Below are 574 nucleotides of genomic sequence, written 5' to 3' on the forward strand. Positions count from 1 at the left end.
TTTTAGGACCTTTAGCTTTTAGGACCTTTAGCTCAGTTGGTTAGAGCAGACGGCTCATAACCGTCCGGTCGCAGGTTCGAGTCCTGCAAGGTCCACCACTTATATACTGCGGAGGTATACCCAAGTCCGGCTGAAGGGATCGGTCTTGAAAACCGACAGGGGAGTCAAATCCCGCGGGGGTTCGAATCCCTCTACCTCCTCCATTTTACTAAGTGTGTGGTAAATAACTTTATAAAACATTAAGACACTCAAGTTATAATTCGCTTTCTATAAAGAAATCGCCAAACAAAGATGGCGATTAACATCGAAGCAGGCGAAGCCGATGCAGATGTCCACTACGACATAAGCGTTGTATCATAGTGTTTGTACATATTACATTATCGCGGGGTGGAGCAGCACGGTAGCTCGTTGGGCTCATAACCCAAAGGTCGCAGGTTCAAATCCTGCCCCCGCAACCAAATGGTCCCGTGGTGTAGCGGTTAACATRCCTGCCTGTCACGCAGGAGATCGCGGGTTCGATTCCCGTCGGGACCGCCATTTTTTATGAAGTGTTAAGAATTGGAATAAGCAAAGA

4 tRNA genes are annotated in these 574 nt (G+C 47.8%); all 4 read left to right on the forward strand.

Going from position 1 to position 574, the window contains the following annotated elements:
• Positions 1 to 21: 21 nt before the first annotated feature.
• The 4 genes from AC1DSK_RS17470 to AC1DSK_RS17485 all read left to right on the forward strand — a co-directional run bounded on the left by AC1DSK_RS17470 (position 22) and on the right by AC1DSK_RS17485 (position 537).
• A tRNA-Ile gene (locus tag AC1DSK_RS17470) sits at positions 22 to 98 on the forward strand.
• Between the two features lie 12 nt (positions 99 to 110).
• Positions 111 to 203 (forward strand) — tRNA-Ser (locus AC1DSK_RS17475).
• 178 nt (positions 204 to 381) lie between these two features.
• A tRNA-Met gene (locus AC1DSK_RS17480) sits at positions 382 to 458 on the forward strand.
• Positions 459 to 461: 3 nt separating this feature from the next.
• Positions 462 to 537, forward strand: a tRNA-Asp gene (locus AC1DSK_RS17485).
• Positions 538 to 574 lie beyond the last annotated feature (37 nt).

The sequence above is a fragment of the Paenisporosarcina sp. P4_B8 genome, from assembly GCF_056402175.1.